Annotated in this window: 17 protein-coding genes and 2 tRNA genes; 3 read left to right on the top strand and 16 right to left on the bottom strand. The window is 70.0% G+C overall.

Annotated elements, in window-relative coordinates; genetic code table 11:
• Positions 1–9 precede the first annotated feature (9 nt).
• The 3 genes from ACZ53K_RS12590 to ACZ53K_RS12580 all read right to left on the bottom strand — a co-directional run bounded on the left by ACZ53K_RS12590 (position 10) and on the right by ACZ53K_RS12580 (position 3548).
• Entirely contained in the window at positions 10–1278 is a 1269-nt protein-coding gene (locus ACZ53K_RS12590) for a ketosynthase chain-length factor (RefSeq protein ID WP_468834627.1), read from the bottom strand.
• Entirely contained in the window at positions 1275–2558 is a 1284-nt protein-coding gene (locus ACZ53K_RS12585; protein ID WP_468834624.1) for a beta-ketoacyl-[acyl-carrier-protein] synthase family protein, read from the bottom strand. The genes ACZ53K_RS12590 and ACZ53K_RS12585 overlap by 4 nt, the downstream gene beginning before the upstream one ends.
• Positions 2559–2723: 165 nt before the next feature.
• Positions 2724–3548 carry an AfsR/SARP family transcriptional regulator gene (locus ACZ53K_RS12580; protein ID WP_468835234.1) on the bottom strand — a complete coding sequence of 275 codons (825 nt, stop codon included), beginning with the start codon at positions 3546–3548 and terminating at the stop codon, positions 2724–2726.
• A 350-nt stretch (positions 3549–3898) separates the two neighbouring features.
• On the opposite strand from ACZ53K_RS12580, the gene ACZ53K_RS12575 reads away from it, so the two are divergent.
• Positions 3899–5146 carry a sensor histidine kinase gene (locus ACZ53K_RS12575; protein ID WP_468834622.1) on the top strand — a complete coding sequence of 416 codons (1248 nt, stop codon included), beginning with the start codon at positions 3899–3901 and terminating at the stop codon, positions 5144–5146.
• A 97-nt stretch (positions 5147–5243) separates the two neighbouring features.
• On the opposite strand, the gene ACZ53K_RS12570 is transcribed toward ACZ53K_RS12575, so the two are convergent.
• Complete coding sequence (locus ACZ53K_RS12570; RefSeq protein ID WP_468834620.1) at positions 5244–5405, bottom strand: hypothetical protein; 162 nt, start codon at positions 5403–5405, stop codon at positions 5244–5246.
• Between the two features lie 311 nt (positions 5406–5716).
• A tRNA-Ala gene (locus ACZ53K_RS12565) sits at positions 5717–5789 on the bottom strand.
• 129 nt (positions 5790–5918) lie between these two features.
• On the opposite strand from ACZ53K_RS12565, the gene ACZ53K_RS12560 reads away from it, so the two are divergent.
• Both ACZ53K_RS12560 and ACZ53K_RS12555 read left to right on the top strand, forming a co-directional pair.
• A complete protein-coding gene (locus tag ACZ53K_RS12560) occupies positions 5919–6467 on the top strand; it encodes a helix-turn-helix domain-containing protein (protein ID WP_031007786.1) in 549 nt (182 codons plus the stop codon).
• A gap of 81 nt (positions 6468–6548) precedes the next feature.
• Positions 6549–8108: a serine/threonine-protein kinase gene (locus ACZ53K_RS12555; RefSeq protein ID WP_468834618.1), complete on the top strand. Its 1560-nt coding sequence runs from the start codon at positions 6549–6551 to the stop codon at positions 8106–8108.
• Between the two features lie 72 nt (positions 8109–8180).
• On the opposite strand, the gene ACZ53K_RS12550 is transcribed toward ACZ53K_RS12555, so the two are convergent.
• From ACZ53K_RS12550 to dnaA, 11 genes are all read right to left on the bottom strand, one after another.
• Positions 8181–9512, bottom strand: coding sequence for a hypothetical protein (locus tag ACZ53K_RS12550; RefSeq protein ID WP_468834616.1), 1332 nt, complete (start codon positions 9510–9512; stop codon positions 8181–8183).
• 208 nt (positions 9513–9720) lie between these two features.
• Positions 9721–9855 (bottom strand): DLW-39 family protein, encoded by a 135-nt coding sequence (locus ACZ53K_RS12545; RefSeq protein WP_003958712.1) that lies wholly within the window; start codon positions 9853–9855, stop codon positions 9721–9723.
• 206 nt (positions 9856–10061) lie between these two features.
• Positions 10062–10138 (bottom strand) — tRNA-Ile (locus ACZ53K_RS12540).
• A gap of 115 nt (positions 10139–10253) precedes the next feature.
• On the bottom strand, positions 10254–10994 hold the full coding sequence (locus tag ACZ53K_RS12535) for a DUF3566 domain-containing protein (protein WP_468834615.1): 741 nt from the start codon (positions 10992–10994) through the stop codon (positions 10254–10256).
• A gap of 15 nt (positions 10995–11009) precedes the next feature.
• Positions 11010–13634 carry a DNA gyrase subunit A gene (gene gyrA, locus ACZ53K_RS12530; RefSeq protein WP_468834613.1) on the bottom strand — a complete coding sequence of 875 codons (2625 nt, stop codon included), beginning with the start codon at positions 13632–13634 and terminating at the stop codon, positions 11010–11012.
• A 71-nt stretch (positions 13635–13705) separates the two neighbouring features.
• Complete coding sequence (gene gyrB, locus ACZ53K_RS12525; protein ID WP_468834610.1) at positions 13706–15760, bottom strand: DNA topoisomerase (ATP-hydrolyzing) subunit B; 2055 nt, start codon at positions 15758–15760, stop codon at positions 13706–13708.
• 261 nt (positions 15761–16021) lie between these two features.
• Positions 16022–16597: a DciA family protein gene (locus ACZ53K_RS12520; RefSeq protein WP_468834609.1), complete on the bottom strand. Its 576-nt coding sequence runs from the start codon at positions 16595–16597 to the stop codon at positions 16022–16024.
• A 19-nt stretch (positions 16598–16616) separates the two neighbouring features.
• On the bottom strand, positions 16617–17753 hold the full coding sequence (recF, locus tag ACZ53K_RS12515) for a DNA replication/repair protein RecF (protein ID WP_468834606.1): 1137 nt from the start codon (positions 17751–17753) through the stop codon (positions 16617–16619).
• Positions 17754–17815: 62 nt separating this feature from the next.
• Entirely contained in the window at positions 17816–18697 is an 882-nt protein-coding gene (gene gnd / locus ACZ53K_RS12510; protein ID WP_468834603.1) for a phosphogluconate dehydrogenase (NAD(+)-dependent, decarboxylating), read from the bottom strand.
• 808 nt (positions 18698–19505) lie between these two features.
• On the bottom strand, positions 19506–20636 hold the full coding sequence (dnaN, locus tag ACZ53K_RS12505) for a DNA polymerase III subunit beta (protein ID WP_398346707.1): 1131 nt from the start codon (positions 20634–20636) through the stop codon (positions 19506–19508).
• 1197 nt (positions 20637–21833) lie between these two features.
• Complete coding sequence (gene dnaA, locus ACZ53K_RS12500; RefSeq protein WP_468834600.1) at positions 21834–23774, bottom strand: chromosomal replication initiator protein DnaA; 1941 nt, start codon at positions 23772–23774, stop codon at positions 21834–21836.
• Positions 23775–23867 lie beyond the last annotated feature (93 nt).

Raw genomic sequence — 23867 nt, 5'->3', positions numbered from 1 at the left:
TGAAGGTGATCAACGGGTGACGACCACGGCGGAGTTGAAGCCGCCGCGGCCCCGGGCGACGACCAGCGCGGTGCGCAGCCGGGCCTCGCGGGGCCCGTCCCCCACCAGGTCGAGCGTGTCGCGGTACGCCGGGGAGTCGATGTGCAACGTGGGCGGTATCACCTGGTCGCGCAGGGCGAGCAGGGCCGTCGCGATGTCCAGCGGGCCGGCGCCCGCCAGCAGCCGTCCGGTCATGGTCTTGGGAGCGGTGACGGGCACCGCCCGGGGGCCGAAGACCGCGGCGAGTGCTTCGGCCTCGGCGACGTCGTGGCGCGGCACACCCCAGGCATCGGCGAAGACGACGTCCACGTCCGCCGGATCCGTCCGGGCGTCGGCCAGGGCGAGTTCCACGGCGCGGCGCACCCCGGGCACGGCGCCGGGGGTGCCCGGACGGGCGTCGAAGGCGGCCGCGTACCCGCGGATCTCCCCGTAGACGGTTTCCACGCCCCGTTCCCGGGCCGCTTCGGCGTCCTCCAGGACCAGCAGGGCACCGCCCTCGCCGGGGACGAAACCGTGGGCGCCGGTGTCGAACGGCAGGTAGGCACGGCGCGGGTCGAGGGCCGGGCTCAGCTCGCCGGAGCGCAGCAGGCAGATCCAGGACCAGGGCGACAGCGAACCGTCGACCCCGCCGGTGAGCATCAGCGGAGCCCCGCCGCGCACGTGCCGCCGCGCCTTCGCCACGGCATCGAGTCCACCCGCCTGGTCGGCCACCAGGGCGCTGCCGGGGCCGCGCATGCCGTGCCGGATCGAGATCTGGCCCGAGTTGACCGGGTAGAACCAGGCGAAGGACTGGTAGGCGCTCACGTACTGGCCGCCCTTGCTCCACAGGGCCTCGAGTTCCTTCTGTCCGAACTCGAAGCCGCCCGCCGACGCGGCGGTGACCACACCGGCGGAGAAGGCCGGCAGGTCGTGCGGGTCGGTGGCGACGTCCGTGAAGGCCTCTTCGGCCGCGACGAGCGCGAGCCTGGTCATCCGGTCGGTCTGCGGGAGCAGCCGGCCCGGTATCCGGGTCAGGTCGTCGAGGTCGGTCTGGCCGGCCAGCCGGGCGGAGTAGCCGGAGGCGTCGAAGCGGGTGAGGGGCGCGATGCCGCTCTCGCCGCGCAGTGCGGCATCCCAGTAGGCCGCGGCGCCCAGGCCGTTGGGGGCCACGATGCCCAGTCCGGTGACGACGGTGCGTACGGTACGCGGGTCGCGTGGGGCGCGCCGGGCGACGGCGGAGGATGTGGTGGCGGTGGTCATCGGTCGGCGCTCCGTCCGGGCTTGGTCAGCACCATCGCGCTCTGGAAGCCGCCGAAACCGCTGGCCACGGTGAGCACCGTGTCCACCGCCCGCTCGCGGGCCACCAGGGGCACGTAGTCGAGATCGCACTCGGGGTCGGCCTCGCGGAGGTTGGCCGTCGGCGGCACCACCGAGTGCTCGATGGCCAGCACCGAGGCGGCCACCTCCAGGGCGCAGATGGCGCCCAGGGAGTGCCCGATCATCGACTTGATGGAGCTGACGGGGGTCTCGTAGGCGTGCGCGCCGAGGGCGGCCTTGAAGGCGGCGGTCTCGTGCCGGTCGTTCTGCTTGGTGGATGAGCCGTGCGCGTTGACGTAATCGATGGCGGACGGGTCGAGCCGGGACCCGTCCAGGGCGGCACGGATGGCATCGGCCATCTCCAGGCCGTCCGCGCGCAGCCCGGTCATGCTGTAGGCGTTGCAGCGGGAGGCGTGGCCGCCGATCTCCGCGTAGATCCGGGCGCCGCGCCGCCGGGCGTGCCCCAGCTCCTCCAGGACCAGCACCGCGGCACCCTCACCGAGGACGAAGCCGTCCCGGGTACGGTCGAAGGGGCGCGAGGCGGTCTCCGGCTCATCGTTGCGCGGCGAGGTGGCCTTGATGGCGTCGAAGCACGCCACGGTGATCGGCGAGATCGCCGCGTCCGAGGCACCGCTGATCATCACGTCGGCGCCCCCGTCGCGGATGATGTCGGCGGCGTGCGCGATGACGTCGATACCCGAGGTGCAGCCGCTGGAGAGGATGCCGGCCGGGCCCTGGGCCCCGGCGTCCCAGGCGACCTCGGCGGCCATCGAAGAGGGGACGAAGTAGTCGTAGAGGTACGGCGAGGCATGCGCCTCGTCGACGGTCCAGTGGGCGCCCTCGTCGCTGACGACGGCGTACTCGCTGTCCAGGCTCATGGTCATACCGCAGGCGGTGCCCAGCATCACGCCGGTGCGCAGGGGGTCGGCCACGTCGGTCACGCCGCTGTCCTCCAGCGCCTCGCGGGCCGCCACCACACCGATCTGGGTGGTGCGGTCCCACTGGCGGACCTGCTGGCGGCTCAGGCCGGCCGCCAGCGGGTCGAAGTCGCACTCGGCGGCCATCCGGGAACGGAACGGCGAGGCGTCGAAGAGGGTGATGGGGCGGGTCGCCGTGCGGCCGGAGGTGAGCAGTTCCCAGAATGCCTTGGTGCCGGGTTCTCCGGGAGCGACGACGCCGATCCCGGTCACTACGACACGACGAGTGCCTTCGTCTGCTGGCACCGCAGTCCTCCTACCGATAGTCGCGGGATCGATCCGGCCCGTACGTGCCGGTCGGGTATGTGATCGAGCATCGGCGGGCCGCCTAGAGACGGCCTTGAGTCCAGGTCAGGCCGGTCCGGGCCGGCCCGCTCCAGGCCAGGCCGGCCCGGGCCAGCCCGGCCCCGGTCAGGCGGCGAAGAGTTCGAGTACGGGCATGCCGTGGCCGGTGCCGCCGTCGAGGACCGGGTCCGAGGCCAGTACGGCCTGGTGCAGCCGCTGCAGCCGGGGCGAGGGCTCCAGGCCGAGTTCGTCGACGAGCCGCTCGCGCAGGATTTGGAAGGCGCGCAGCGCCTGCCAGGCCCGCCCGGAACGGTAGAGGGCGACCATGCTCTGGGCGTGCAGTCCCTCGTGCAGCGGGTGCCGGCTCGTCAGCTCGGTCAGCTCGGTGAGCAGCGCGGTATGGCGCCCCAGGCGCAGATCGGCCTCGATGCGCAGTTCCAGGACGCCGAGGCGGCTCTCTTCCATCCGGGTCCGCTCGATGTCCAGGATCGGCCCGGTGCGCACGTCCACCAGGGGCCAGCCGCGCCACAGGCCGAGGGCGGACCGCAGCAGCCGGGCGGCGGTGACATCGTCGCCGCGGTCGAAGGCCTCGCGTCCGGCAGCTGCCAGCCGCTCGTGTTCGTGCAGGTCGACCGCGCCGGCCGGCACCCGCAGCAAGTAGCCGCCATGCCGGGTGACCAGGATGTCCTTGGCACCAGCACCGGCCGCGGCGGCCTGGCCGCAGGCCGCGCTCAGCTGCCGCCGCAGCAGCAGGATGTAGGTCTGCAGGGTGGTGGGCGCGCTGCGCGGCGGTTCGGTGCTCCAGATCTCCTCCATGAGCACCGGCACCGGCATCACCTGGTTCCCGTAGATGGCGAGCAGCGCGAGAATCTGCCGGGGCTTGCCCGCGCTCGGCACGATCGACCGGCCGCACGCCTCCGCGCCGAGCGGACCCAGCACCTTGATGTCCATGGTGACGTCCATGGTTGCGTCTCCCCGTTGGTCGGTGCCGGACCTGACTGGTCCGGTTGCACCTTGAGCCTCGTCCGAGGAACGTCCGGTAGCCAGTGCCGGGCTACCCGATACACATGTGCGGTGGGAACGGGGACATCCGTGAATTTCACACGGTCTCTTCTGTGACCCGGGCACCGGCGCCTGTCATTCGACGACTCGGGATCGGCCGGGTTGCACCCGGTCAGGAAAGACGGCGGCTGCGACACCGGCGACGACCATGTATTGGCAAAGGTTTCCTGTGTGCCCTCCCAGCCGAAGGTAACGGCGGTCTAGGCTCCCAGACTGTTGTGTCTGGGTTAGGGGGAAGTGTGCAGGCGGGACTCAAGCAGTACCCGAGCGCCACACCGGACGCCGAAGGGGCCGGAGACGTCCTCATGCCGCGGCTGGCGGCCGTCATCACGGCATCCGTGCACATCGTGCTCTTCGGTTGTGCGCTGGTATATCTCGTGGAATACAGCAGTCCGTTTACGGCCGTGAGCGTGGCCACCGTTCTGCTGGTTCTTTTGACAGCAATTCAGTTCATGCACTCGTTTCCGCGGCTCATGCCGGTCCGCCTGTCACCACTGTGGTCCCTGTCCGCCCAGGCACTCTTCACCTACGTGCCGTTCCTCTACTTCGGGCAGGTCTGGCTGGGCATGCCGGGCTTCCTCGCCGCGTCCATCCTGCTGCTCCTGCCGCGGTACGCCGCATGGCCGCTGTTCGCCGCGGTGACGATCGCCACCGCGGCCCTGCGCCTGAAGGCCGGCCTGGGCCTGCAGGAAGCCCTGCACGTCCTGTTCGCCACCGCCGTGATCGGCCTGGTCGTCTTCGCGCTCGCCCGGCTCAACGCCCTCGTCGACGAGGTCTGCCGCTCCCGCGCCGAACTCGCCCGGCTGGCCGTCGCCAACGAACGCCAGCGCTTCGGCCGCGACCTGCACGACCTGCTCGGCTCCAGCCTCTGCACCATCACCTTCAAGAGCGAGGTCGCCCGGCGCCTGGCCTCCACCGGGGAGGGGGCCGCCGGAGTACGGCAGGAACTGGAGGAGATCCTCGACATCTCGCAGCAGGCCCTCACCGACATGCGTCAAGTGGCCCACGGTTACAGCAGGCTGTCGCTGCACCGGGAGGCCGAGGCGGCCAAGGCCCTGCTCGCGAACGTCGGCATCACCGCGTCCGTACAGCTGACCTGCGGACCACTGCCCGAACGCGCGGACACCGTGCTGGCCACGGTGGTGCGCGAGGGGCTGACCAACCTGCTGCGCCACAGCGAGGCACGGCACTGCCTCATCGAGTGTGGCGTCACGGACGAGCACGGTGCCGGCTTCGCCCGGCTGCGCATGGTCAACGACGGGGTGCGGCGACCACCGGTCGGCACACCGGACGCCCATGGCAGCAGCGGCACCCGCAACCTCGCCCACCGGGTCGCCGAAACCGGCGGCCACCTCACCGCGAGCCTCCGCCCCGACGGCCGCTTCCACCTCGTCGCCACGGTCCCGCTGCACACCCGCGCGGCGACAATGACCGGGCCCGCGGCCCTTCCTGGTCGCCTGCTGCCCTGCCGAATGACCGTGAAATGACGGTTGCGCCACAACAGGTGACAGCCCACCGACATCCGCACCCGCTCCTGGCCGGTATTCGGCCCGATCCCCTCACCACCCGCACATATCACCTTACTCAACTTCCCTGAAAAAACACCGGCCCGTTCAATTCACCGTCGCCCGAGAACAACGAAAAATTACGTCCGCCGATACCGATACGCCCGACCGGTACGCCGGAGAGTAATCCGTCGTCCGTTTCCTTCCCCGACCGCCACAAGATGTTCTTCACGACCGGCACTCGTCAGCCATTCCTTCGGCCTGCCGCTCGCCTCGTCCCGGAATTTCCCCGATGCCCGGACGTGCCACACACGACGGAAATCGGAAGAAGGAATACGGAATGCGGAAGAGGGAGGGCCGGTGCCCGCAGGGAAACCCTCACCCCGAGCGCCGCGGCGGCCGGACTGCCGGGAAACCGGACGGCTGCCGGGCCGGATTCCTGCCCTGCCCCTGGGGCCGCTCACCGGCGCGCCCGTACCGGCACGTCACCACGAGGCACCCGTACAAAAACCCCTCCGACCGCGTTTGCGCAGGTCGGAGGGGTTTGACGAGTGGAGCCTAGGGGAGTCGAACCCCTGACATCTGCCATGCAAAGACAGCGCTCTACCAACTGAGCTAAGGCCCCGTCGCGAACCAGGGTACCCGGTGCCCGGGAGGTTTCCCGACCGGGTATCGCCGGGCGCAGGTGCTCTCCGTAGGATGCTTCGCGAGATTCGCGGCAGCGAAGCGCGATCGGGGAGACAGGGGAGACGCCATGGACGCAGCACAGCAAGAAGCCACCGCGCGCGCTCGGGAGCTGCAGCGCAGCTGGTACGGCGAGCCCCTCGGAGCGCTGTTCCGCCGTCTCATCGACGATCTCGGCCTCAACCAGGCCCGGCTCGCGTCCGTCCTGGGGCTCTCCGCGCCGATGCTGTCCCAGCTCATGAGCGGTCAGCGGGCGAAGATCGGCAACCCGGCCGTCGTCCAGCGGGTCCAGGCGCTCCAGGAACTGGCCGGGCAGGTGGCGGACGGCAGCGTGAGCGCCGCCGAGGCCACCGACCGGATGGACGAGATCAAGAAGACCGCGGGCGGCTCGGTGCTGAACAACACCGCGCAGACCACGTCCTCCACGGGGGCGACGACGGTACGGCGGGTGGTGCGCGAAATCCAGTCGCTTCTGCGCTCGGTTTCGGCCGCCGGCGACATCATCGACGCCGCCAACACCCTCGCCCCCACCCACCCCGAACTGGCAGAGTTCCTCAGGGTTTACGGAGCGGGCCGCACCGCTGACGCGGTCTCCCACTACGAGGCCCACCAGAGTTAGACGGCGAGCAGCCGGGGGCGGCGCGCGCGACGGCCCCCGGAAGGCGGGCAGTTCGGTGGTTCGGTAGGCGGACGGGGCGCAATGGGTGAGGTCTTCGCCGGTCGGTACGAGCTGATCGACCCGATCGGGCGGGGCGGCGTGGGCGCTGTCTGGCGCGCCTGGGACCAGCGGCGGCGCCGGTACGTGGCGGCCAAGGTTTTGCAGCAGAGCGACGCGCACACGCTGCTGCGGTTCGTACGCGAGCAGGCCGTACGGATCGACCACCCGCATGTGCTGGCCCCCGCGAGCTGGGCGGCGGACGACGACAAGGTCCTGTTCACCATGGACCTGGTGCACGGCGGTTCGCTGGCCCACCTCGTGGGGGACTACGGGCCGCTGCCGCCGCGCCTGGTGTGCGTACTGCTCGACCAGCTGCTGTCGGGGCTGACGGCGGTGCACGCCGAGGGCATCGTGCACCGCGACATCAAGCCGGCCAACATCCTGCTGGAGGCGACCGGCACCGGCCGCCCGCACGTGAGGCTGTCCGACTTCGGCATCTCGATGCGCAAGGGCGAGCCGCGGCTGACCGACGCCAATTACGTGGTGGGTACGCCCGGTTACTTCGCGCCCGAGCAGATGCTGGGCGCCGAGCCGGACTTCCCCGGCGACCTGTTCGCGGTCGGCCTGGTCGCTGTGCACCTGCTCACCGGGGCCAAGCCGGACACGCAGGGCCTGATCGAGCACTTCGCGGAGCACGGTACGCCGGAGGCTCCCGAGGACATCGCGGAGCCGCTGTGGCAGGTGCTGGCGAATCTGCTGCAGCCGGACCCGGAACTGCGCTTCAAGACGGCCGTGGGTGCCCGCAAGGCGCTGCTCGCGGCGGCCGAACTGCTGCCGGAAGCGACGATCGAGGACGAGGTCGTCGAGGTCTTCGACCACATCGGGCCGCTGCCGTCCGGCTTCGGGCCGGACGGTCCCCTGCGGTCCGGCCCGCCGAAGCGACCGGCACGGCCGGGGCGGTCGGGACATCCTGGGCCGCCGGAGCGGTCGGAACGTCCTGGGCTGCCGGGTCAGCCGGGTCAGACAGGCCAGCCGGAGCAGCCGGAGCAGATAGGCCAGCCGGCGGCCGCACCGGCGACGTCGACGCCGCCACCCGTACCGCCCACGCCGCCGCCGGCCAACATGTCCGACACCGGCAGCTTCCCCCTCGCACCACCGACCGCCGGCTCCGGCCACGCGTCCAGCTCCGGCCCCCGGCCAGCCTCCGGCCACTCCGGGACGCACCCGCCCGGCGCTCAGCCCACAGACCCACCCCACACCCCACCCCGAACCCCTCCCCACGCTCCGCCCCACACTCCACCCCAACAGCCAGCCTCAACCGGCAGCCCACTCCAGCCTCCCTACGCGGCCCCACAACCGCCCACCACCCCACCGCCCTTGCCCCCGCAGCACCCCCTCGGCCACCCGCCCGCCCAGTCCCCCACACCCCCGTACACGCCCAGCCACCAACAACCCCTGCCGCCCTCAGGACGCGCTCCGTCCCACCGGCACCGGGCCGCACCGCAGCGGAGGCCCGGCCCGCCGCCGAAGGTCGCGGTCCCGGTGATCGTGGTGGCGCTGCTGTGCATCGCGTTCGGCGTCTGGGCGCTGTCCATCAGCTGACCGGCCACAGGGCGCACCTGGCCACACGTACACCTCACCACCGCGCCTACGGCCCAACACCACCCGCACAGTTCAGCGCCGCATCCCCGCCCCGCCACTCCTCCAGCGCGCTGCCACCGCCCACACCCCCATCGCCAGCAGCAGCACCACCCCCGTGCTGATGCCTCCGTACCCCACTACGCGCCAGTTGCTGTGCGAAGTCACCTGTTGCGTCGTCAACCCCTCCCGTGTTGCCTCGCGTTCTTGCGGCGTTACGGCGAAGTCCGTCGTCTTCTCCCGGTAGTCGGGCCCGCGTTGCGGGCGGCCCGCCGGGTCGACGCGCAAGGTGATCGGGGTGCCGTCCTTGAAGTACTTCGCGGCGTCCGGATGCAGCGACACGGCGAGGTAGTACGAGCCCGCGAAGCGCATCGCGCTGACCGGGGCGGTGGCGTTGTAACGGTTGCCGTAGTCCACCGGGGCGGTGACGTACTTGGCGGCGGCCGGTTTCCCGTCGTACGCAATGAACCGGGTGTCGCTGACCGGGCCGCGCGCCGGGTTGTAGACGCCCAGCCCCAGCGCGCTCGCCACGAGCCGCAAGCCGGCCACCGCGCCCGGCCCCCGCACCGCGGCGCCGCCATTCGCCAGCACCCCGCCCGGCAGCTCCACACTCACGCTCAGCTGCTGTCCCCAGTCCACCGGCACCCGGTAGAAGCGGGTCTCCCCGGGCCTGATCCGGTCCTGCCACACCCCTTTGCCGATCGGCCCGGCGTCGTTGAAGCCGGTGCCGCCTTCGGCGTTCTTCTTCGTGCCGCCGGTCAGCGGTACGGGGGTCGCGGTGGACCAGGTGCCCGGGCCGGGCTGTGGGGGCGGGCTGCCCGTGAGACCGGGTTCGCGCTGGAAGCGCAGTTCGACGGGCCAGCGGCCCGCTCCCTCCGCGGACGGTTTGCCCACCCGTTTCACGACGAGGTGGTAGGTGCCCGCCTGCCGGCAGTTGGTCCGTGGGCCGTCGATACGGCGGGACGCGTAATCGGCGATCGGGTACGCCATGCCGCGGCCGTGGAAGGACGTACTGCCGCCCGGGGAGCAGGCGTTGCCGTCGGCGTCCCGGATGCTGACCTTCAGGCTGTCGGTGTGGTCGGCGACTTCGCTGCCGGGCCGGGGCGCGGCCACCGCGGAGACGTAGGCGCTGGACTTCCCGTCCAGCTGCACGGCGTAGTACTTCTCGTCGCCGCGGGCGAGGGTGTCGGTGTAGGTGCCGGGCGCGATCCGCGGCGCGCCGGAGGGGCCCTGTGTGCCTCGTACGGGCCGGGCGTCGGCTGCCGTCCTGTAGGCGGGCGGGCCGTCCCGTAAACCTGCCGTGGGCCCCGCCGTCGCGGCTGTCGCCGACGCGGGTACGGACATGAGCACGGGGACCAGTACGGCCACCAGCCTCCCGGCGCGCCCGCCCCTCTTCGTACGCCCCCTCACCACGAGCCACCCCTCACCACATTTGCTTTTGCAAGCTATTTATGTGCTTTGGCAAACCCGCCGGGACGGCCGCGCCGCGTACCGCCCCGCCCCCGGACGCACGAGACCCCGGTCACCGTCACACGGTGACCGGGGTACGTACGTTGACTACGAACTGCTCTGCGTCTCACACACCCGAACCTGCGGGCACGGAGTCGGTCGCCTCCGTCCACAGATCCTGCTCGGCGCGATCCGCCTGGATCTGGCGGTACACGAGGAGCCCGCCGATGGCGGCCAGTGCGACCAGGAGAAGCTTCTTCACCGCGCGACCTCGTCTTTCGTTGACGTAGGGGACCTCTGGGGGCCGATGATACACACCGGCCGATACCGATCGGTGACCTAGGGCCCGACCAATGCGCAACGGTGCACGGCCCGTCACCGCCCTGGCCCCGTACGCCGGGCCCGCGCCGGCCCCGCACCCCGAACGCGGAAGAGGCCCCACCGTTTCCGGTGGGACCTCTTCCGCGCTGGTGGGGCTAACAGGACTTGAACCTGTGGCCTCTTCCTTATCAGGGAAGCGCTCTAACCGTCTGAGCTATAGCCCCGCGCTGCACCGAAAGATTAGCGCACTTCAGAGACATTCCCAAAATCGTGGTCGGGGAGCCCAGGGGCCCCCGGACGGGGCCGCCGGACGGCCCCTCCCGAGGATGCCCGCGAGCGTCACTCGTCCTCGGCGAGGGTCAGCTCCACGCCGCCCACGAACCCGGCCGAGATGTTGTAGATGAACGCCCCGAGCGTGGCCAGCGCCGTGGCGAGCACGACGTCGATCACCGCGATGATGCCGGTGAACAGCAGCACCCGCGGCAGCGACAGGAACGACTGGAGGTCGAAGCCGCCACCGTCACCCGCCCCCGTCGCCTCGCTGATCGTGCCGCCGACCGTGGTGAAGACACCCATCGCGTCCATCACCATCCACAGCACCGAGACCGCCACGATGGTGCAGATCCCGAGCGCGATGGAGAGCAGGAAGCTGACCTTCATCACCGACCACGGGTCGGCCCGGGCCACCCGCAGCCGGGCCTTGCGCGTACGCGGCGTCGTACTGGCGCCCGTACGCGGCCGACGCACCCCCTGCTGCGCCCCCGCGCCCTGTCCCGCACCCGATCGGTACGCCTGGGGCGGCTGGTACGGCTGCTGGCCGCCCTGGGTGCCCCCGCCCTGCTTCCCGGCCCCCGGACCCTGCCCCTGGGCGGGGGGCTGCGGAGGCGACGCGGAATGCGGCTGCTGTGGCTGCGGCTGACGCCGGTCGGTCACGGTTCCCCCCTGGTTGGAGCCTTCGGTCGAGGTGCCGCCGGACGTGGCGGAGCCACGGGCGCTGTCGTCCGTCACGGTCGCGGGTCCCGACCGGGAGTTCTTGCCGTCTCCCGCTCCACCCGCCGCAGCGCCCGTGGCTCCACTCACGACCTACTCCTCGCGTTACTCCGCCGCGGGCTCGCCGCCCTCGGCCACCGCGGACTCGGTACCCGCCGCCTCGTCGGACGGCTCGGGCTCAGCGCCCGCGTCGACCTCTTCGGCCTCGCGACCGGCCTCGGCGTTACGTGCGATACCGACCACGGCATCGCGCTTGCCCAGGTTGATCAGTTGGACGCCCATGGTGTCACGGCCCGTCTCCCTGACCTCGTTGACCCGCGTACGGATCACGCCACCGCTCAGCGTGATGGCGAGAATCTCGTCCGTCTCCTCGACCACCAGGGCGCCGACCAGCTCACCCCGGTCCTCCACGATCTTGGCGGCCTTGATGCCGAGGCCACCGCGACCCTGCACGCGGTAATCGTCCACCGAGGTGCGCTTGGCGTAACCGCCGTCGGTGGCGGTGAAGACGAACGTACCGGCCCGCACCACATTCATCGAGAGCAGTTCATCGCCCTCGCGGAAACTCATGCCCTTGACACCCGAGGTGGCGCGTCCCATCGGACGCAGCGCCTCATCCGTGGCGGTGAACCGGATCGACTGCGCCTTCTTGCTGATCAGCAGCAGGTCGTCGTCGCCGGAGACCAGCTCGGCGCCGATCAGCTCGTCGTCCGCGCCCTCCTCCGTCTCCCGGAGGTTGATGGCGATGACACCGCCGGAGCGCGGCGAGTCGTAGTCCTTGAGCGGCGTCTTCTTCACCAGGCCGCCCTTGGTGGCGAGCACCAGGTAGGGCACGGCCTCGTAGTCGCGGATCGCCAGGATCTGCGCGATCTGCTCGTCCGGCTGGAAGGCCAGCAGGTTGGCCACGTGCTGGCCGCGCGCGTCCCGGCCGGCGTCCGGCAGCTCGTACGCCTTGGCCCGGTAGACCCGGCCCTTGTTGGTGAAGAACAGCAGCCAGTGGTGGGTGGTGGAGACGAAGAAGTGGTCGACGATGTCGTCTTCCTTCAGCTTCGTACCGCGTACGCCCTTGCCGCCGCGCTTCTGCGATCGGTAATCGTCGGTCTTCGTCCGCTTCACATAGCCGCCACGGGAGATCGTGACGACGATGTCCTCCTCGGCGATCAGGTCCTCGACGGACATGTCGCCCTCGAAGGGCACCAGCTTCGAACGCCGGTCGTCGCCGAACTTCTCGACGATCGCCGCCAGCTCCTCGCTGATGATCTGACGCTGGCGCTCCGGCGAGGCGAGGATCGCGTTGTACTCGTTGATCTTCGTCTGCAGCTCGTCGTGCTCGGCGGTGATCTTCTGGCGCTCCAGGGCGGCCAGCCGGCGCAGCTGCATCTCCAGGATCGCGTTGGCCTGGATCTCGTCGATGGTCAGCAGGCCCATCAGGCCCTCACGCGCCACCTCGACCGTGTCGCTGCGCCGGATCAGCGCGATGACCTCGTCGATCGCGTCCAGTGCCTTGAGCAGACCGCGCAGGATGTGGGCCCGCTCCTCGGCCTTGCGCAGCCGGAACTTGGTCCGCCGGACGATGACCTCGACCTGGTGGGTGACCCAGTTGCGGATGAACGCGTCCAGCGACAGGGTGCGCGGCACGCCGTCCACCAGGGCGAGCATGTTCGCGCCGAAGTTCGTCTGCAGGTCGGTGTGCTTGTAGAGGTTGTTCAGCACGACCTTGGCGACGGCGTCCCGCTTGAGGACGATGACCAGACGCTGGCCCGTACGCGAGGAGGTCTCGTCGCGGACGTCGGCCACGCCGCCGATCTTGCCGTCCTTGACCAGGTCGGCGATCTTCTGCGCGAGGTTGTCCGGGTTGACCTGGTACGGCAGCTCCGTGACCACCAGGCACTGGCGGTTCTGGATCTCCTCGACCTCCACCACCGCACGCATGGTGATCGAGCCGCGGCCGGTGCGGTAGGCGTCCTCGATGCCCTTGCGGCCGACCACCAGCGCGCCGGTCGGGAAGTCCGGGCCCTTGATGCGCTCGATGAGCGCGTCCAGCAGCTCCTCGTTGGACGCCTCGGGGTTCTCCAGCGCCCACTGGGCACCGGCGGCGACCTCGCGCAGGTTGTGCGGCGGGATGTTGGTCGCCATGCCGACCGCGATACCGGCGCTGCCGTTGATCAGCAGGTTCGGGAAGCGCGCCGGCAGGACCGTCGGCTCCTGGTTGCGGCCGTCGTAGTTGTCCTGGAAATCGACGGTCTCCTCGTCGATGTCCCGCAGCATCTCCATGGAGAGCTGCTTCATCTTGCACTCGGTGTACCGCATGGCCGCGGCGGGGTCGTTGCCCGGCGAGCCGAAGTTGCCGTTGGAGTCCACCAGCGGCATCCGCATCGACCACGGCTGGGCCAGGCGGACCAGCGCGTCGTAGATGGAGGAGTCACCGTGCGGGTGGTACGTACCCATCACGTCGCCGACGACGCGGGCGCACTTGTAGAAGCCCTTCTCGGGGCGGTACCCGCCGTCGTACATCGCGTACAGGACGCGGCGGTGCACCGGCTTGAGGCCGTCCCGCACGTCGGGCAGCGCACGCGAGACGATGACGGACATCGCGTAGTCGAGGTAGGAGCGCTGCATCTCCGTTTCGAGCCCGACGGGCTCGACGCGCATACCGACACCTTCGATGGCGGCTGCGGTGCCGTCGACGGTCACGCCGTCCGGGGTCACAGGGGGATTCTCGTCGGCCATTGCTGTTCTAAATCCTTTCGAGCTGCGGCTGCTGCGGTCCCCGCCGTCGGGCGGGGGAGGGCCGACAGGGCTCAGATGTCGAGGAAGCGGACGTCCTTGGCGTTGCGCTGGATGAAGGAGCGCCGGGCCTCGACGTCCTCACCCATCAGCACCGAGAACAGGTCGTCGGCGCGCGCCGCGTCGTCCAGCGAGACCTGGCCGAGCACCCGGCTGTCGACATCCATCGTCGTCACCCGCAGCTCCTCGGCGTTCATCTCGCCCAGACCCTTGAAGCGCTGGACGGAGTCGTCCTTGATCCGCTTGCCGTTCTGCTTGCCGAGCTCGATCAGGGCGTTGCGCTCCCGGTCCGAGTACGCGTACTCGAAGTCGTCACGACCCCACTTGATCTTGTAGAGCGGCGGGCGGGAGAGGTAGACGTGCCCGGCCTCCACCAGCGGCCGCATGAAGCGGAAGAGGAAGGTGAGCAGCAGGGTGTTGATGTGCTGGCCGTCGACGTCGGCGTCCGCCATCAGGATGATCTTGTGATAGCGGAGCTTCTCGATGTCGAAGTCCTCGTGGACACCGGTACCGAAGGCCGAGATCAGCGCCTGCACCTCGTTGTTGTGCAGGATCTTGTCGACCCGCGCCTTCTCCACGTTCAGGATCTTGCCGCGGATCGGCAGGATGGCCTGGTACTGCGGGTCACGGCCGGACTTGGCCGAACCGCCGGCGGAGTCACCCTCGACGATGAAGATCTCGCACTTGGTGGGGTCGTTCGACTGGCAGTCCGACAGCTTGCCGGGCAGCGACGCCGTCTCCAGCAGACCCTTGCGGCGGGTCAGGTCACGGGCCTTGCGGGCCGCCACCCGCGCGGTCGCGGCCTGGATACCCTTGCGGATGATGTCCGCGGCCTCGTTCGGGTTGCGGTCGAGCCAGTCCGTCAGGTGCTCGTGGACCACCTTCTGCACGAAGGTCTTGGCCTCGGTGTTGCCCAGCTTCGTCTTGGTCTGGCCCTCGAACTGCGGCTCACCGAGCTTGACCGAGATGATCGCCGTCAGACCCTCGCGGACGTCCTCACCCGTGAGGTTGTCGTCCTTCTCGCGCAGCAGCTTCTTGTCCCGGGCGTAACGGTTGATCAGACCCGTCATCGCCGAGCGGAAGCCCTCTTCGTGCGTACCGCCCTCGTGCGTGTGGATGGTGTTGGCGAAGCTGTAGACGCCCTCGGTGTACTGGGTGTTCCACTGCATCGCGACCTCGAGGGAGAGCATCCGCTCCTTGTCCTCGGCCTCGATGTCGATCACCGTGGGGTGCACGACCTCGCCCTTGCGCGAGTTCAGGTACTTCACGAAGTCGACGATGCCGCCCTCGTAGTGGTACTTGACCGTGAGCGGCTTGCCCTCCTCGTCCACATGGGCCTCGCGCTCGTCGGTGAGCGCGATCGTCAGGCCCTTGTTGAGGAACGCCATCTCCTGGAAGCGGCGCGAGAGCGTCTCGAAGCTGTACTCGGTCGTCTCGAAGATGTCGCCGTCGGCCCAGAACGTGACCGTCGTACCGGTCTCGTCGGTGGCCTCGTTGCGGGCCAGCGGCGCCGTCGGCACACCGAGCTTGTAGTCCTGCGTCCAGCGGTAGCCGTCCCGCTCGACCTCGACGGAGACCTTCTGCGACAGCGCGTTGACGACGGAGACACCGACGCCGTGCAGACCACCGGAGACCGCGTAACCGCCGCCGCCGAACTTGCCGCCCGCGTGCAGCACCGTCAGCACGACCTCGACGGCCGGCTTCTTCTCCGAGGGCACGATGTCCACCGGGATGCCGCGGCCGTTGTCGACGACGCGCACGCCGCCGTCCGGCAGGATCGTCACGTCGATGGTGTCCGCGTGCCCGGCCAGCGCCTCGTCGACGGAGTTGTCGACCACCTCGTACACGAGGTGGTGCAGACCACGCTCCCCGGTGGAGCCGATGTACATACCAGGGCGCTTACGGACCGCGTCCAGGCCCTCAAGGACGGTGATCGCGCTGGCGTCGTACGACTTCTCTTCCGGAGAGTCGCCACTGGCGCCGGCAGGAACCCCCTCTTCAGTAGAAGCCGTGTTGTTCTCGTTGAGGTCGCCGGAGTCGGCCACGAAGCGCCCTTTCTGGCACAGCACGAGCCGCCTCCATCAGAAGCAGGGCGGCTGCGTCGTTCGACATGTTCCGCGAGTGGGCGGGATTGCTACCAGTCTACCGGTAGCGCCGACACTAATGGGGGTTTGCGGGCGCCTGAGTCGTCATGTGCCGCCCTGAAGTGCCGTTGGCCGACTCCCCATATCTGCGAAGGGGCCCCAGGGCGCTCTAGAGGGCGTTCAGCGCTTCGGGCTGTCAACCTCCGGCTACGGTGAGCGGAGTCTCAGCCGTACCACGCGTTCACCTCAGCCGTACGTGTCCCCGGGACCCTTGCTGCCGGGCGCCCGCAGCGGCCCGTACCGCCGCGCCGGACCGCCCGGACCCAGCACCTTGATCAGCTTTACGGTGCCCTGCCCGAGGTCCTGGTTCAGCCGGGCCACGAGCTGCGGCGCCAGCAGCCGCAACTGCGTCGCCCACACCGTCGAGTCGCACTGCACCGTCAGCACCCGCGCGTCCTCGTCGTACTTCTGCGGCTCGCAGTGCTGCGCCACCTCCGGGCCCACCAGCTGCGGCCAGCGCCCCATGACACCGCCCACCGCGGCCGGGGTCTCCCAGCCGCGTTCCGTGATGAGCCGGTTGATCGCCGCACCCAGCGGCAAGGGGTCGCGCCCGTCCGCGCGCGCGCCGGAGCGCAGGCCGCCGCGGCGGGCCTGCTTCTTCTGCTGCGCGGCGGCGCCCCGCGCCTTCGCCTGCTCCTTCGCGGCGACCAGCGCCTGGCGGGCCAGGTCGATACCGGACAGCTCCGGAGGCTTGGGCTGGTCGGCGCCGGGCTGCCGCTCCGAGGACTCCTCGGAGGGCCGGTCCGGTTGCTCGCCGCTCATCACCGGCTCCGTCGCCCGCTCACGGTGTGACCTTCTCCGCGACGCCCTCCGACACCGCGAACCTGGCCCCGGACAGCACGCCCGGCACGTCGTCGTCCACCGCCGCGGTCACCAGCACCTGCTCACCGGGCGCCACCAGCTCCGCCAGCCGCTCCCGCCGCCGGCTGTCCAGCTCCGCGAACACGTCGTCGAGCACCAGCACCGGCTCATTGCCCTCGCCGCGCAGCAGGTCGTACGAGGCCAGCCGCAGCGCGAGCGCGTACGACCAGGACTCGCCGTGGCTCGCGTACCCCCTGGCGGGCAGCTGTCCCAGCTTGAGCAGCAGATCGTCGCGGTGCGGGCCGACCAGCGTCACCCCGCGCTCGATCTCGTTCTTGCGGGCCGCGCCGAGCGCCTCGGTCAGCAGCCCGTACAGCTCCTCGCGCGTCGAAGCACCGTGCATACCGTCGCCGACCGAGCCGCGGTACTCCATCGCCAGCGGACCGCCGCCCGGCGCCAGCTGCTCGTACGCCTTGTCGGCCAGCGGCTGGAGCGTGGCGATCAGATCCAGGCGCTGGGCCAGCAGCTCCGCGCCGACCCGGGCCAGGTGCTGGTCCCATACGTCGAGGGTCGACAAATCCATCTGCCGCCCGCCGTGCCGCCGGGCCAGCGCCGCGCTCTTCAGGAGCGTGTTGCGCTGCTTGAGCACCCGGTCGTAGTCCGAGCGCACGCCCGCCATCCGCGGCGAACGCGCCGTGATCAGCTCGTCCAGGAAGCGGCGGCGCTCCCCCGGGTCGCCCTTCACCAGCGCCAGGTCCTCCGGCGCGAACAGCACCGTCCGCACGATCCCCAGCACGTCACGCGGCCTGACCTGCGACGACCTGTTGATCCGGGCACGGTTGGCCTTGCCCGGGTTCAGCTCCAGCTCGACCAGCTGCTGCCGCTCGCCCTGGACGACCGAGGCCCGCACGATCGCCCGCTCGGCGCCCATCCGGACCAGCGGCGCGTCGGAGGAGACCCGGTGGCTGCCCAGGGTCGCCAGATAGCCGACCGCCTCGACGAGGTTGGTCTTGCCCTGCCCGTTGGGGCCCACGAACGCGGTGACGCCCGGGTCGAGCGGGACCTCGACCCGGGCGTACGAGCGGAAGTCGGCGAGCGAGAGATGCGATACGTGCATGTGGCGCGCCGACCTCCCCCGGCTACCGGACTGCTTGCTGCTCGATTACTTCTTCGTGCTGCTTACTTCTTCGCGTTCTCGACGGCGTGGCCGCCGAACTGGTTCCGCAGCGCCGCGATCATCTTCATCTGCGGCGAGTCGTCCTGACGCGAGGCGAAGCGCGCGAAGAGCGACGCCGTGATCGCGGGCAGCGGCACGGCGTTGTCGATCGCGGCCTCGACCGTCCAGCGGCCCTCACCGGAGTCGGCGGCGAAGCCCCGCAGCTTCTCCAGGTGCTCGTCGTCATCCAGCGCGTTGACCGCCAGGTCCAGCAGCCAGGAACGGATGACCGTGCCCTCCTGCCAGGAACGGAAGACCTCGCGCACATCGGTGACCGAGTCGACCGCCTCCAGCAGCTCCCAGCCCTCGGCGTAGGCCTGCATCATGGCGTACTCGATGCCGTTGTGGACCATCTTCGCGAAGTGGCCCGCGCCGACCTTGCCGGCGTGCACCGAGCCGAAGTCACCCTCCGGCTTGAGCGCGTCGAAGACCGGCTGCACCTTGGCAACGTCCTCGGTGGAGCCGCCGTACATCAGCGCGTAGCCGTTCTCCAGGCCCCAGACACCGCCCGAGACGCCGCAGTCCACGAAGCCGATGCCCTTGGCGCGCAGCTCCTCGGAGTGCTTCTCGTCATCGGTCCAGCGGGAGTTCCCACCGTCCACCACGACGTCGCCGGGGGAGAGCAGCTCGCCCAGCTCGTCGATGGTCGCCTGGGTCGCGGCGCCGGCGGGCACCATGACCCACACCACGCGCGGTCCCTCGAGCCGGTCCACCAGTTCCTTGAGGCTGTGGACATCAGCCAGGTCCGGGTTGCGGTCGTATCCGATGACGGTGTGGCCTGCGCGGCGGATGCGCTCGCGCATGTTGCCGCCCATCTTGCCGAGACCGACGAGACCGAGCTCCATCAGTACCCCTTACGTTGCGTTACGGCACATCCCCGCCCTACGTGTCGAGTTTACGCGCGAAGCCACGACGCGGCGGGCCGCCCCCCACACCTGTGGACAACCGGGCGTCCGGCGGGCACGGTTCGCGGGTCTTTCGGCATTCGGCTCTTCCGGGGGACGCCGGTTGCGGTGTCCCCCGGGCAGCGGTGTTATTCGAGGGTGCTGCGGCACGCTCGACCGCGTATTACGGGGAGTACCGGCGGCGAGCAGCCGGATTCCGAATTGCGCCACCGAGCCCCCTTTACGGGCACCTTGTACCGCCACTGATTCCGCCGGCCCGGCCGGGCTCACGCAGCACGGCCGACGGCCGGGTTATCCACAGTCTCATCTTGAGAAGCGCCGTCGGCAGCGCCGTGACCTGCGGGTCAGCTGGTGCGCCTGGGCCAGGTCCACGGGCTGTGGATTACTTTTCGCCCCGGGGCAGCTCCCGGCACGTCGCGGCGCCGGAGCTGGGGGCGGTGTGGACAGGCACGCGTCCGGCGTACCGAATTCTCCGCAGCCTGTGGAAAGAAAAACCCCGCCCGCGTCTTTCACCCGGGACGGAAGAGAAGAATTTCAGCGCGGGCGCGATCGGTGCGGGAAATCTTTTCTCCCGGACGTCATAACCCAGCCCGCAAGGCCGTCTTTCGTATTCTCCGCCAAAAACCGCCGCCCCTGATGCACGCACGTAGCGCTCGTGTATCAGGGGCGGCGGGAAAACTCCCGGGTGACTTCCGTCGGCGGACGGCCGTACGGCCGGAGCCGGCCGGTCAGCCGGTCGCTCGGCGGATCAGCCGGACAGGCGCACCGGCATGATCAGGTACTTGTACGCGTCGTCCGCCTCGGCGTCCTTGGCCGGGCGGCCGCTGAGCAGCGCCGGCTTGGTCGAGGTGGTGAAGGACAGCTGGGCCACCGGCGAGTCGATCGCCGACAGGCCCTCCAGGAGGAAGCCCGGATTGAAGGCGATGGAGATGTCGTCGCCCTCCAGGTCCGCGTCGACCCGCTCCACAGCCTGTGCGTCGTCGCTGGAGCCGGCCTCCAGGATCAGCACACCCTGCTCGAAGCTCAGACGTACCGGCGTGTTCCGCTCGGCGACCAGCGCCACACGCTTGACGGCCTCGACGAACGGAGCGGTCTCGATCACGGCGACCGAGTTGAACTCGGTGGGGAAGAGCGTGCGGTACTTCGGGAGGTCACCCTCCAGCAGCCGCGTGGTCGTCCGGCGGCCCGCGCCCTCGAAACCGATCAGGCCCTCACCGGCACCCGAGCCGGACAGCGCCAGCGTGACGCTGTCGCCGCTGCTGAGGGACTTGGCGGTGTCCAGCAGCGTCTTGGCGGGCACCAGCGCCACCGCGGAGGCGTCCGGGCTCTCCGGCTTCCACAGGAACTCACGCACCGCGAAGCGGTAACGGTCGGTGGAGGCCAGGGTGACGGTGTCGCCCTCGATCTCGATCCGCACACCGGTGAGCACCGGGAGCGTGTCGTCACGGCCGGCGGCGATGGCGACCTGGGCGGCGGCGGCGGCGAAGACCTCACCGGGCACGGTGCCGGTGGCGGTCGGCATCTGCGGCAGCGCCGGGTACTCCTCCACAGGCAGTGTGTGCAGGGTGAACCGGGAGGAGCCGCAGACGACGGTGACCCGTACACCGTCGGTGGAAATCTCCACCGGGCGGTTGGGGAGGGCGCGGCAGATGTCGGCCAGCAGGCGGCCGGAGACCAGGACGGTGCCTTCCTCCTCCACGTCCGCGTCGACGGAGACGCGCGCCGAGACCTCGTAGTCGAAGCCGGAGAGGCTCAGGCTGCCTTCCTCCGCCTTCAGCAGCAGGCCCGCGAGGACGGGCACCGGCGGACGGGCCGGGAGGCTCTTGGCCGCCCAGGCCACTGCCTCCGCGAGTACATCGCGCTCCACCCGGATCTTCACCGGAAACCGCCTCCTGCTGTTGCTGGCTTACGCCCTGCTGGCCTTCTTCGTCGGCTGGGTCGCCGGAGACCAGTCTGACGTACGTCACCGACAGCTGTTGCTGCTCGGGGTCAAGTCGGGTCGAGAGGCGTCGGACGACAGATCCCCAAGTTGTGCACAGGACCCGTTTCGAAACGAGTTCCCCGGTAGCTATCTGTGGTCGTAGTAGTAGGGCCTGTGGAAACCGTGGACAACCGGGTCTGCGCAGGTCAACACGGCTTTTTTGTCCACCGGGCCTGTGGGTGGCAGCCGTGGATAAGCAGCCGTGTCTGTGGACCGGCGCTCTTCATGCACACCCAATGCACAGGGGAGGCCTACTTCTCCCCAGGCCTGTCCCCAGCTTTACCCCGGTTCCCCACAGCTCAATCCGGCACCTTGGTGTGACGCCTTTCACTCGCCCCGGTGAGCCCGGGTGTTGCCTTGCCGAACAGTGGACAGGGGTGTGGAGAAGCTGGGGACAAGGCCGGGCCGCCTGTGGGCGGGCAGTGGACAACTTGATCACCCCGCTGTGGACGAATCCGTTGTCCACACCCTGTGGATGATTGTTAGCCACAAATCCACACGCCGCTGACCTCGGCTGATGCCTCCCCGGCCGTCCCGCCTGTGGAAGCCACAGGGATAACTTCCCAGTCCCCAGGATGTGGACGGAAGAATCTTGGTCAATCTGTGGACCACGGCCGTGACCTGACGCGGAATCGAACAGAGCTGGTGCCTTCCACAGCGTTGGGACAGGGTTGGGGCGGGCTTGGGACGTGGTGGGGACGTGGTCAGAGGAGGCCGGAGAGGCGGAAGGGACTCGGCGGAGACGTGTCCGTACGGCAGGGAACTGCTCCTGCGAAATGGTGCGGAGCGGCTCTGAAAACCGCCCGCGGTAGCTCGCCGTAGGCCCGCGGGTGCTCTCCATACGTCAGCAGAAGCCCCTCCCCGCATCCCGGAAGTCTTTCCCCGCGCCGCAGACACCTCTCCCCGCGCCGCAGGAGCCTCGCCGTTCATCCGTGGGCCTCTCGATACGACCGGAAAAGGCCCCACGGCCCTCCTCGACACCCCGGCGGCTCCCGGCAGCCCCCCAGGGCAGAGCCCCGAACGCCGAAGGGCGCCCCGGGAGCGGTTGTCCCGGGGCGCCCTCGAAGCTCTGGCCGGCCCCTCGCTGAGGCCGCGTCAGCCGTTCTTGATGCGGTTCGTCAGCTCGGTCACCTGGTTGTAGATGGAGCGCCGCTCGGCCATCAGTGCCCGGATCTTGCGGTCGGCGTGCATCACCGTTGTGTGGTCGCGGCCGCCGAACTGCGCGCCGATCTTCGGCAGCGACAGATCCGTCAGCTCGCGGCACAGGTACATCGCGATCTGCCGCGCCGTCACCAGGACGCGGCTGCGCGAGGATCCGCACAGGTCGTCGACGGTGAGCCCGAAGTAGTCCGCGGTGGCGGCCATGATGGCGGTCGCGGTGATCTCGGGAGCCGCGTCCTCGCCGCCCGGGATCAGGTCCTTCAGGACGATCTCGGTCAGGCCCAGGTCCACCGGCTGGCGGTTGAGGGAGGCGAAGGCCGTGACCCGGATCAGCGCACCCTCCAGCTCGCGGATGTTGCGCGAGATGCGGGAGGCGATGAACTCCAGCACCTCCGGCGGCGCGTTCAGCTGCTCCTGGACCGCCTTCTTGCGCAGGATCGCGATCCGGGTCTCCAGCTCCGGCGGCTGGACGTCGGTGATCAGGCCCCACTCGAAGCGGTTGCGCAGCCGGTCCTCCAGGGTCACCAGCTGCTTGGGCGGCCGGTCCGAGGACAGCACGATCTGCTTGTTCGCGTTGTGCAGCGTATTGAAGGTGTGGAAGAACTCCTCCTGCGTCGACTCCTTGCTCGCCAGGAACTGGATGTCGTCGACGAGCAGGATGTCCATGTCGCGGTAGCGCTTGCGGAACGCGTCCGCCTTGCCGTCGCGGATGGAGTTGATGAACTCGTTGGTGAACTCCTCCGAGCTGACGTACCGCACCCGGGTGCCCGGGTAGAGACTGCGCGCGTAGTGCCCGATGGCGTGCAGCAGGTGCGTCTTGCCGAGGCCGGACTCCCCGTAGATGAACAAGGGGTTGTAGGCCTTGGCCGGCGCCTCGGCCACGGCGACCGCGGCGGCGTGCGCGAAGCGGTTCGAGGCGCCGATGACGAAGGTGTCGAAGAGGTACTTCGGGTTCAGCCGCGCGGTCGGCTCACCGGGGCCGGTCGCGGGCGCGGGCTGCGCGGCGAGCGGGCCGGGGGCGCCGCTGGGCGCGGGCAGCCCACCGGGGCCGGGGTTCTGGATGTGTGCCGGCGGCTGGTGCTCGGCCAGGTCGCGGCGCTGCGGCGGCTGCTGCTCGTACGGGGAGTGCCCCTCGGAGTGCTGGTGCTGCGGCGGGCCGGAGTGCTCCGGTGCTTGCGACCGGTAGTCGTTCTGTGACCGCTGGGAGTGCTGGTGCTGCTGTACGTGTGCGGGGGGTGGCGTGGCGTAAGGGTCCCGCTCGGGGAAGCCGCCGAGACGCTGCTGCTGCCACCCGTAGTCATCGCGCGGGCCGGGGCCGTTCTGGCCGCCCATGCCCGAGTGCTGCGGCCAGGCGCCGGGCTCGTGCCGGGGCTGCTGGTGCTGCTGGTACTCCGGGTACGCGGGGCGTACGTGCGGCAAGTCGTCGTCCTGATGCCCGTAACCCTGCCGGTTGTCGTAGCCCTCGCTCTGCCGGTTGTCGTACCCGCCGTACGCGTCGTGCTGCTGTGCCTGCTGCCCCTGTGACTGCTGGGGCTGGTGGCGCTGCTGCTGTGCGTGGGAAGGCGGCTGGGACGGCGGCATCTGCTGGTGCTGCGGCTCCTCGGCGGAGTCGTCGACGGTGATCGCGATCCGGATCGGGCGGCCGCACTCGTGGCTCAGCGCCTCGCCGATCAGCGGAGCGAGCCGGCCTTCCAGCACGCCCTTGGCGAATTCGTTGGGCACGGCCAGCAGGGCGGTGTCGGCCACCAGCGCCAGTGGCTGGGTCCGCTTCAGCCAGTCCTGGTCCTTGGGCTTGAGGCTGTCGCTCTCCGCGCGTAGGAGGTGATCAAGTACGCGTGGCCAAACTGCGGCAAGATCGGCGGGTACGTCAGCCACAGAGCACGCTCTCTCACTGGTCCCACGAATGTGTGATTCTCAGGACGGGCGGGAAGGAATCGGAGTTGACCCACGGTAGTCAGGGCGACCCTG

It is taken from the genome of Streptomyces sp. NPDC033221 (assembly GCF_055577005.1).
Note: the sequence above shows the minus strand (reverse complement) of the source record. Positions and strands in the feature narration are given on the sequence as shown.